This is a genomic window from bacterium (genome assembly GCA_035530055.1).
GTDB lineage: Bacteria > UBA6262 > WVXT01 > WVXT01 > WVXT01 > WVXT01.
The window spans coordinates 1-10,175 of sequence record DATKVN010000080.1; the positions used below are offsets into that span (position 1 = coordinate 1).

The 10,175-nt window shown below is 42.6% G+C and carries 14 protein-coding genes; all 14 read right to left on the reverse strand.

The window, feature by feature from the left end:
- On the reverse strand, positions 1-1,345 hold a 1,345-nt coding region (locus tag VMW39_06430), incomplete at its 3' end, for an ASKHA domain-containing protein (protein ID HUW23647.1).
- Positions 1,346-1,469: 124 nt separating this feature from the next.
- Positions 1,470-2,342, reverse strand: coding sequence for a dihydropteroate synthase (locus VMW39_06435; protein ID HUW23648.1), 873 nt, complete (start codon positions 2,340-2,342; stop codon positions 1,470-1,472).
- Between the two features lie 178 nt (positions 2,343-2,520).
- A complete protein-coding gene (locus tag VMW39_06440) occupies positions 2,521-3,054 on the reverse strand; it encodes a DUF1097 domain-containing protein (protein ID HUW23649.1) in 534 nt (177 codons plus the stop codon).
- Positions 3,055-3,088: 34 nt separating this feature from the next.
- The gene (locus VMW39_06445) at positions 3,089-3,214 is read right to left on the reverse strand and encodes a hypothetical protein (protein ID HUW23650.1); all 126 of its coding nucleotides are present in this window, start codon (positions 3,212-3,214) and stop codon (positions 3,089-3,091) included.
- A gap of 367 nt (positions 3,215-3,581) precedes the next feature.
- Entirely contained in the window at positions 3,582-4,202 is a 621-nt protein-coding gene (locus VMW39_06450; GenBank protein HUW23651.1) for a hypothetical protein, read from the reverse strand.
- Between the two features lies 1 nt (position 4,203).
- On the reverse strand, positions 4,204-4,701 hold the full coding sequence (gene def, locus VMW39_06455; GenBank protein ID HUW23652.1) for a peptide deformylase: 498 nt from the start codon (positions 4,699-4,701) through the stop codon (positions 4,204-4,206).
- Positions 4,702-4,747: 46 nt separating this feature from the next.
- Positions 4,748-5,662: an ARMT1-like domain-containing protein gene (locus VMW39_06460; protein HUW23653.1), complete on the reverse strand. Its 915-nt coding sequence runs from the start codon at positions 5,660-5,662 to the stop codon at positions 4,748-4,750.
- 74 nt (positions 5,663-5,736) lie between these two features.
- A complete protein-coding gene (locus VMW39_06465; GenBank protein ID HUW23654.1) occupies positions 5,737-6,591 on the reverse strand; it encodes an ATP-binding protein in 855 nt (284 codons plus the stop codon).
- 64 nt (positions 6,592-6,655) lie between these two features.
- On the reverse strand, positions 6,656-7,567 hold the full coding sequence (locus VMW39_06470; GenBank protein ID HUW23655.1) for an ATP-binding protein: 912 nt from the start codon (positions 7,565-7,567) through the stop codon (positions 6,656-6,658).
- A complete protein-coding gene (locus tag VMW39_06475; GenBank protein ID HUW23656.1) occupies positions 7,568-8,140 on the reverse strand; it encodes a NifB/NifX family molybdenum-iron cluster-binding protein in 573 nt (190 codons plus the stop codon).
- A 14-nt stretch (positions 8,141-8,154) separates the two neighbouring features.
- On the reverse strand, positions 8,155-8,535 hold the full coding sequence (locus tag VMW39_06480; protein ID HUW23657.1) for a NifB/NifX family molybdenum-iron cluster-binding protein: 381 nt from the start codon (positions 8,533-8,535) through the stop codon (positions 8,155-8,157).
- Positions 8,536-8,615: 80 nt separating this feature from the next.
- Positions 8,616-9,053, reverse strand: a complete 438-nt coding sequence (locus VMW39_06485; protein HUW23658.1) for a DUF5320 domain-containing protein — start codon at positions 9,051-9,053, stop codon at positions 8,616-8,618.
- 35 nt (positions 9,054-9,088) lie between these two features.
- Positions 9,089-9,538 (reverse strand): Fur family transcriptional regulator, encoded by a 450-nt coding sequence (locus tag VMW39_06490; GenBank protein ID HUW23659.1) that lies wholly within the window; start codon positions 9,536-9,538, stop codon positions 9,089-9,091.
- A 123-nt stretch (positions 9,539-9,661) separates the two neighbouring features.
- On the reverse strand, positions 9,662-10,175 hold a 514-nt coding region (locus VMW39_06495), incomplete at its 5' end, for a nucleoside recognition domain-containing protein (protein ID HUW23660.1).

Here is a 10,175-nt window from a genome sequence, read left to right on the forward strand (position 1 = left end):
CAATAATCCCCACTCTTAACATCTCAGAAATACCATCCAGAATTCCAGAACCACATATCCCCAGAGGAGCTCTGTCATCTATTGTAGCAACGTTAACACTTAAACTCTTCGAATTGATATTAACTCTCTCTATCGCTCCAGGAGCTGCCCTCATCCCATGTCTAATGTGTGCTCCCTCAAAGGCAGGTCCTGAGGCACAGGAACAAGATATAATTCTTCCTTTAGTTTTCAACGCTATCTCGGTATTTGTTCCAATATCGATGGCTATTAGATTCCCTTTTTTCGTTTCGATTCCCGAGGCTATGAGCATAGCTAAATGGTCAGAGCCAACAAATCCTGCAATGGGAGGTGGAAGATAGATATATCCCCCTGAAGATATTTCCAAACCCATTTCACTCGCTTTTATTTCCAGGGACTCGCCCATGGCCATGGCAAAGGGAGCCCGTCCCAGCTGCTTTACCGGGAGTCCTAAAAAGATGTGGTGCATAGCAGTATTGCCCACAAGAGTCACTTCCAGAATGTCTCTATGCTTTACCTTGCTTTCTCTACAAATTTTCTTTATTGCAAGATTGATGGCTTTGAGAACCTCGCTTTTCAATTTTTTCAAATTAGTTTTGGTATTGCCTGCGTAATGAATTCTCGACAAGACATCTTCGCCATAAGCAATTTGGGGATTTGTAATCCCGTAAATATTTATGGACTCACCGGTTAGCAAATCGACTAAATAGAAAGCTATCTTGCTCGTGCCCAGATCAATCGCCATACCCAGGCTCTCCTTCGTTCTGTTTCCAGGTTCAACTCCGATTATTTCGCTTCCTCTCACAATGGCGGTAATCGACCAATCGGAGCCTCTCAAGGTAGGTCTAATAATGTTCAACACTTTAGAATCTGCACTCTCGACTTTAACATTATATTTTCTCTTCAGTTCTTCTTTAATCCTCTGCAAATAGGACCTTGTATCCGAGAGAGTTACCCGGGGAAGCCGGAGAAAAAACTTTCTCACAAGAGGGGACGGCTTGACCTTAATCTCCTTTCCCCAAATCTGCAATTTCTGCTCTTCGGTTACGGATGAAGGCGGGACATATACCTGTGTATCTTCTCTTACGGTCGTGCGGCAAGCGAGTCTGTAACCTTCGTCTATCTCATCTTGAGTGAAAAGTTTCTTCTCTATTGCGGTAGGCTCATTAGCCGGGTTGACCATCACTTTACACTTCCCGCACTTACCTTTCCCTCCACAAAGAGATTTTAAACCCACACCCGCCTCCCTGGCGATATCCAAAAGGAGCCGGGGTCTATTCTCCATTACTCTTTTACCAATTGGACTGAACTTTATAGTAAACTTCATTTCCTTTTCTCTTGCTGGATTCCTTGCGAAAGCAAGGCATTCCCCTCCCTTTCGGGAGGACTCCAAATCCTGGATTCCTTGCGAAAGCAAGGCATTCCCCTCCCTTTCGGGAGGACTCCATTTTTCAATCCTTTTTGGTTTTCACTTTTTCCCTATAGTATTTCAAATATCTCTTACCATAGGAATCTCTTCCCGCCAGAAAATCGGAAGCGAGAATGGTCTCAACCATTCCCTTAATAGTGGGGTCGACAATAGCAGCATTGAGTCCTTGTGAAATAGCCTGTGATAGAAAAGATAAATTAATAATCTTCCTATCAGGCATGCCAAAACTTATATTGCTTACTCCCAGGACCGTTGCTACGCCCAGCTCTCGGGAAACCCTCATCAAAGTCTCCAGGGTCGCAGCTGCCGAATCTGTCTGGGCAGCCTGGGCTAAACACAAGCAGTCTATCACGATGTCCTCTTTGGGAATGCCATAAGATTTGGCAACTTCCATTATACGCTTTGCCACGGCGAATCTTTTGTCCGCTGACTTGGGAATGCCACTATCGTCCATAGTAAGCCCCACCACAGAAGCTCCGAATTTCTTTACCAGTGGCAGAACAGCCTTCAATGACTTTTCCTGACCTGTCACCGAATTTACCAGAGCTTTATAGGGATAGACCTCTAATGCCTTCTTTAGGGCTTCTGGATTAGATGAATCGATACAGACAGGAAACCCTGAAACCTCCAGAACCTTCAACACCGCCTTGGGTAAGATGGTAGTCTCATCAACGCCAGAGACCGCCACATTGACATCCAGAATATCCGCTCCTGCCTCTTTCTGAGAAAGCGCTTCCTGGACAAGAACATCGAACTTGCCCTTCGAAAGGTCCTCGGCAAGTTTTTTCTTTCCTGTAGGATTTATTCTTTCTCCAATTACAGCCGTGGGAAGACCTTCACCAAATTCTACTTTTCTATTCTTTGAGGTAACGATTGTTGCCATTCTTTCCTTCACAATCTAATGATTTTCCCCCTCTCCCCATGGGGAAGAGGATATAGGTGAGGGGGGAATTGATAATTTCATAAAAAAGGGACTCCGGAGAAAAAGAAATTGTACGTCACCGGAGCCCCTTATGAGGATTAACTTTTGAAAAACTCAGGATGAATTTACATCTTTAAGCTGATTCCTTCTCTTAAGCAGCTTGAACAAGAGTAGGTTTACCCACTGCTGCATTGGTGAGTTCTACACAGACTAAAGCCACAAGCATTCCTAAGGTCAGAGCTACAGCTAAGCCGATAGGACGCTGACCTCCTGTGGCAAAACTACTGGCAACCGTACCGAACATAATCGGGCAAACGTTCAGCCAGGTAGAATTCGCCAGCCAGACCAGATGCATTAGCAGAAATGGCGCACACACCACTAAAACAACTAAATTACCCGTCAGAGGCGGGGAAAGATTCCACCCGGAGAGATTTAACAGCCAGCCTCCAGGAACAAGAAACATATATGCCCAGAAGAATCCCGCAAACATGCTATAGAAAAATTTGGGAAAATCTTCCCTCTTGGCTCCTACGATGAAATATATGGGCATGGCCACAAAAGCTGCCCATACCACATTTTGACTCTCTGGAACAATCAATGGATAAATCATAAGGTAGAGAAAAGTAACAGGACAAAATATAAGGCTCAAAGCAGTCATCCAGGTCTTCATTGTACATTCTTTCATCTAAAAATCACCCCTTTCTAAATTTGATAGATAGTTACTTCTTAGCAAAGATGAATACTACCAAGCCTAAAGCTGCTACAAAGATCCCAAAATAGAGGTTGATAAGGAACATCTCAGCCACACCGAATGGGATTAGCCAGAGACCAGTCTTTTTACCCACAGACATCTACCTCACCTCCTTCAGCTTTTTAGCCAGCTCCGTTTTTTCGAGCTAATCTAACCCTAACCAATTTAACCTTGATTTTAACATACTACTTCTATTTCTGTCAAGTCAAAACTCTACAAGCCTTATTGGTAGTGTAGGGGTTTATGCCCGTAATGGTTTTGGTCGCGTAGGGGCGACCTTTATGGTCGCCCAAAGGCTCGTCCCCGTAAAAATTACGCCCATAAAGGGCTACACTACCCCCCCCTTTTTTTGGAGTCCTCCCGAAAGGGAGGAATAACCCCCGATTTCATCGGGGACTCCATAATTTTTCGAGAAAAACTGCGGAAGCGATTAAGAGTGTCCCTTTGAAGTATTCTATTCTTTAGCCCTTTTTCTTAACAAAAAGTAAGGGAAAAATGATGTCACTGGTACAACAGGGAATCATAACTGCCAAAACCATGTAAATGAACACCATTCCACCAACTGGAATCCACTCCGTTAACCCAAATGAGACCAGATAAAAAATAGAGGCCATACTGCTTATGAGCACATGGGCTGCATGAGAAAATATTGTGCTCCCTAACACAGTAGGCAGAACAAATCCCATAAATATACCAAAGAATAGAAAAGGTAAAACCAGCATTGGATCAGCAAGAATACAGATATGTAAGTGCATTTTAACACCTAAGAGATAGCCGGCAACAAATGGAATGAAAATATCACTGATACCACAAAGGCCTACCGCGCCAACAAAACCGATGGAGACTGCTTTAAGTATTTTCTTATCGTGTCTCCAGAACATTGCAGTAGTTACAGTAGCACTGAAAAGTATATGTAAAGGATGAAAAATATGGAATAAGTTTTGCGAGGCCTGGGGAAATTTTTTCGCCTCAATCAGCACTGTGAGTACTCCCAGTGCCATCATTCCCATAGCTACACTGAAAATTGTATACGGCAGGTGCTGTTGGAGCTCTTTCAAAATATGTCGAAACCGTGTCTTCATTCTATTTCTCTACTATCGTTTTTATTTTGTCCAATTCTTTCTTAATTGTCTTTGTCTTTTTCTTAGGAACCCGGTCAACTATTAATATCCCATCCAGATGGTCGATTTCGTGCTGCAATACACGAGCGAGAAGTCCCACTGCTCCTAACTGAACCTTCTCGCCTTCCCTGGTTAGCCCTTCCACTATCACTTCCTTTGAACGTTTTATTTCCAGACTAATTCCCGGGATACTCAAGCATCCTTCAGACATAGTATCTTTCCCTTGACGCCAGAGAATTTTCGGATTAACCAGGCTAACCAATCCATCTCCCACGTCAGCAACTATCACTCTCTTCAATATTCCTACTTGTGGTGCAGCCAGTCCTAAACCCTTATTCTGATACATCAACTTTGCCATATTGTCTATAAGTTTCTGGATATCTTCATTCATCTCTTTAACTTCTCGAGATTTCCTTCTTAAGACAGAATTGCCATATAGCCTAATTGTTACTGGAATCATTTCCTTTATCTCCTATTTAACAAACTAAACCTATTATACAAATTATTTAAGAACTTTTACAGGGAAACCCACATTTTAAGTTAAGTTGCCTTTTTCTCTTAGTACTACTTTTCAGAATTACATCACCCATTCTACAACCAATATCCTTGGCAATCACAGAACATTTCGCTTTCAATAGAAAAAATATCGGCTTATCCTGCTCTGATAAAGCCTCAAAGTTGCCTTGTCCCTTGCTAATGATCATCCTCGCATGTTCATAAAGTTTAAGAAACTCCTGTGAACAGAGTTCTAAAATTGCGCCGGGCGCATCCGAACCGCTGGATACAATCTCAGCTACTTTCTCTATACCACAGGCACGAGCATCTTCAACCAAAGCATCATTTATCACTGGCTTATCCCTCACCACATAAAAAATTTGCCTTCCACGAGGAGAATCCAATTTTCTAATCTCCTCAATCAAAACTTTATCAAAAACCACTTCCCCTGCATTATCTGCAAGGTAAAGAATCCGGTCCGCCTTATCCAAATCTTCTTTAAAATCTCCGTAATCAAAAATAGCAAAATCTCCCTTTAAACAATTTTCTATCTCTTCCTCAATGACAAAGTGGTTCGTCACGCCATAATCGATTACGTTACCGGCAATGGCTAACCTTACTGCAGTCAAAAGCCTATCATTTGAAGTTTCTATCTTTGTCTTTAAGTGAGGATAAAGTTCTAATGATTGTTTATTACTTTTCTCTTTGATTTCTTTAAATGGGTCTCTTTCCCCTGTTATTTTGCTGACAAGCTGATAAATAACTCTCCCCATCTCAGGAGGTGTACTATTCAATCCAATCTCCGGTATCAATCTGGATAGTTCATCCAGCACCTTTTTTTGAGTCATCTTATCTGCTTTAGATAATTTAGATGCCTCGAGCGCTTGTTTGAAAAAACATGGAATACATTCTAAATATGTCTTCATCCCCCAGACCTTTCTTTATCATATTAGACCATTTCAAATCTTCTCCGCACATACTACTGTGAAACCACTCTTAGTCAGTTTATCTGTTTTATCCTGTTCCAGAGGATTTTTATTTTTTGAGTTACTTTATTGTCTCTCCCCTCCACAACAGGAATGCCTTTAACCAATGTTTCAGTAACAGCCTGGTCAAAAGGTATTTCTCCTCCAATTTCTATGTTCGAGTCGAGGCAATATTTTTCTATAGCTCTTGAATTTTCAAGATTTAAATCATACTTATTTATACATACATATGTTTTCACCCCAAAATGGTGGGCAACTTTACAAACCCTTTCCATATCGTAAATCCCCGAGAGAGTGGGCTCAGTAACTACCAGCGCTAAATCCACACCAGTCAAAGAAGCTATTACTGGACAGCCTATTCCCGGGGGACCATCTATAATAACGAAATCCTTCCTCTCCCTTTCAGCAATCAATTTAGCATTTTGCCGAACCATAGTCACCAATTTCCCCGAATTTTCTTCAGCAATGCCCAATTTAGCATGGACCAGGGGTCCGTATTTTGTGCGGGAAACAAACCACTCTCCTGATAAATTATCTTCCATCTCAATTGCTCCCTCAGGACAGATATAACTACATACCCCACAACCTTCACAAGAGATCGGGTCTACAACAAAATTCTCTATAGCGTTAAAACGACATACCTGTTCACACTTTCCACATTCACTACACTTCTCTCTATCAATAATTGCTTTCTTCCCACCCTTGAAATCGTGTCTCTGCAAAACTTCTGGATGGAGAAGGAGATGTAAATCTGCTGCATCCACATCGCAGTCTGCCATAACTTTACTTTTAGCTAAAGCAGCAAAAGAAGCAGCTATAACTGTTTTTCCCGTGCCACCCTTACCGCTAATAACCACTATCTGTTTCATTTTCACTTATCACTCTCTTTCGTTACTGACTTTCTCCAATGCCACCAAAATCCTAAAGCTCTCCTCAGCAGTTTACAATCTTTTTAAATAGTTTTCTAAACTCTTGTATATATTTGGATTTTGCCTCTACGATAGGTATCCCCATTGAATAGGCAATGGCAATCTCTTTGTCAAAAGGAATGTGCATTAACACAGGAATCTTATAATTCTGGCAGTATTGCTCGACTTTCTCATCCCCTATATCGGCTCGGTTAATTACCACACCAAAAGGGATGTCCAACTTCTTTAATACCTCAATTGCTAAGATTAAATCATTTAGTCCAAACGGTGTTGGTTCTGTAACCAGGATACAATAATCGCTTCCTTTAATAGCTTCAATTACTGGACAGGAAGTGCCTGGAGGGACATCAATTATTACAGTTCTGGTGGGGTTTATGTGCTCTTTGACCGCCCTGATTAAAGAGGGCGAAAGAACTTCTCCAATGTTCAGTTTACCATGTATAAATTGTATAGCTTTAGATTCTCCGAATTCTATCACACCTATATCTTTATCTACTTCACTGATAGCCTTCTCCGGACAGAGAAGTTTGCATCCTCCGCACCCATGGCACAATTCAGGAAAGATCAAAACCTTCCCCTTCACCTCATTAGACACTCTTGTTCCAGTGGTGAGCGAGTTTTCTTTGTCGACCACTGTATCATTTTTTGAGCGCTTAATGGGGCTAACCACAGCAATAGCATTATAAGCACAAACTTGAGCACATTTACCACATAAATTACATTTAGCTTCATCAACCTGGGGCACAGGAATAGAGACAGTCTTTCTACTTTCAATCTTTGGTTTTAAAAATATATGCGCATCCGGCTCTTCTACATCGCAATCCAAAAATTGAACGCCATTTAAAGAAAGCGCAAGATTAGTAGATACCGTAGTCTTCCCCGTGCCTCCCTTTCCGCTCGCTATGGAAATAATCATTTATTCTCTAACCATCCTTGTACCACATTTAGAGCAATTTACAGAATAGCAAGGAACTCCTGTCTGATGGGGCACTTTCGTCCCACAGCTTGGACATACACATTGAGCAGCGGGTCCAGCACCGGGACGACTACCGCCCATTCTGCCTTTGCCACCGCCTCGACCCATCCCTCTTCCTGCTCCCCTACCCGGCCCAGGAGATTGAGAACCTTGCATGCCAAAATGTCCGGGCACAGTTGGGCCATCGGTTGATTTAATATCTTCTTTTTTGTATCTTTCGATAGCATCTTTTACCAAGCCCGTTACACCCGTAATAACCTTAATCCCTGCAGCTTGCAAAGTCTGAAATGCATTGGGACCAACATTTCCAGTCAAAATTGCCTCTACCCCTTTACCGGCAACAAGCTGTGCAGACTGAATCCCTGCGCCGCCGGTGGCTTGAATGTTCGGATTCTCAATCGCTTCAAACTCTTTTGTTTCAAGGTCGACGATAATAAAATATGGACATCTCCCAAACCTCGGGTCAACCTGAGCTTCAAGATTATTGCCCTGAGAAGTTACACAAATTTTCATCTTATCCTCCCTTATCAGGGATTATGTTCGCACTCCGTCTTATCTAAACCATATCCCTTTCCACTACCGGGTCTACAAAGGCTTTCTCCACCTTTGAGCGTGCCTTTTAAAATTTCGTCTATAACATTATCGACGTTGCCAGTCACTCCTAATATTGTCTTTATTCCCGCATCAGCAAAAAGTCCTGTTGCTCGCCCACCCATTCCGCCAGCGATAATGTACTCCACTCCTCTCTCCTGTAAAAATTGAGGCAAAAAACCTGGATGGTGTCCTGGATTGTCAATAACTTCTTTTTTGACCAATTTGTCTCCTTCAATTTCTACAATGGTGAAAGAAGGACACCGTCCGAAATGTGGAGATACAAAATTACCATCGGTAGATATCGCTATCTTCATTCTGCTAAACCTCCTTCGGTAACCACAAACCTTACCAGGAAGAGGATACTTAGCTAGCGTCGGTATCCCCTTCCTGTATCTTATTTCTTCTCCTCAGTGGCTGCCTCTTCTAATGTGCTGATGCGTTCATTAATGGACTGGAGTTCTTCCTGCATAGCTTTGGCTTGCTCTTTAAGCATATCCGCCTCTTGCTGGGGATTCATTTCTGAACCATATGGGTTCCCATAAGGTGCTCCATAAGGTGCTCCATAGGGTGCTCCATAATAACTTCCTTCATAAGGAACTCCGTAGAAACCTGCTCCGTAGCCACGGCCCCAGCCAAACCCAAAACCGCGTCCCCAACCACGGCCACGACCACCACCAAACCAACCTCTACCCCAGCCACGGCCAAAACCAAATCCACCCCTTCCAGGAATTGGGTTAGCATAGCCTGGCCCAGGGTAACCAGCACAAAATCCCGCAGCTCGACCTGTCATTGGTCCCATTCCCAAAGGACCCGTTCCATCTCCTCCTGGCATAACACTCACCTCCTTTCTATTGAAAGTAATACAAGTCATCGACATTTCTCGCATAATCCATAGAAATGGAGTTGATGCGTATTTATCTTAAAATTATACTTCTTAGACAAAGATTCTTCAATTTTGCTGAGGAGCTTCACCTCTTCATTAACGAAATCCGTATAGTCGATTATTCTTCCACATTTCGTACAGACCAGATGGTGATGGTGTCTCCATTGCGGCCCTTGTGATAGTTCGTATCGGCTCCGGCCATCGCCAAAGTCAAATTTGTGAATGATTCCCATCTGTTCCAGCAAGTCCAAGGTTCGATAAACAGTAGTTAAGCCAATCCCCGGATAAGTTCTGTGCGCTGCCAAATAGATATCTTCTGCACTCAGGTGTTTCGAACTCCGATTGAGAAGATCAAGAATGGCTTGTCGAGGAATGGTCATTTTACATCCCCAACCCCGAAGCTTACCATGCCACCAAGGTGGTCCTCCTAGCATTATTTCCCTCCTAAATGATATTGATAACCATTTCCATTTATATTATACCTTAACCCTTGTTTCTTGTCAAGTGTTTTTTTCGGAAAAAAAAGGGGACAGGCTACTTTTTCAGGCTAGCACTTCTTAGAGGATGAGATTAAGCAGTCCGCCGACGAGAATTGCAGAAAATATCATAATTACTGCTGACTTTGCCATATCTCTTACTCCCAGTTCCTTCACTAATACGGCAAACGTTGCTGCGCAGGGAAAATACATAGCTAAGACTACACTGGCGATTACCAGTTGTTTCAGAGTCAACCCCATCGGAACGAGCATGCCTATAGCTACATCCTTTCTTAAAAATCCAACGAGTAACGAAGCCACCGCACCTGAGGGAAGCCCAAGGATATTTTTTATCACCGGACCTGTTAACTTGCTTAAGAAATCTATAATTCCAAGCGAATACAAGATGTTCACAATAAATACCCCTAAGAGCATAAAAGGTATTGCTTCTTTCAAGAATCCTTTAACACGCATCCAGAGCTTCTTTGCCAGCGCCCCAAAATAAGGAATTCGATAAGGTGGTATCTCCACGAATATTTCCGGACTTTCTCCTTTCAATAAACGATTCATCAAAACCCCAATCACAAGCCAGACT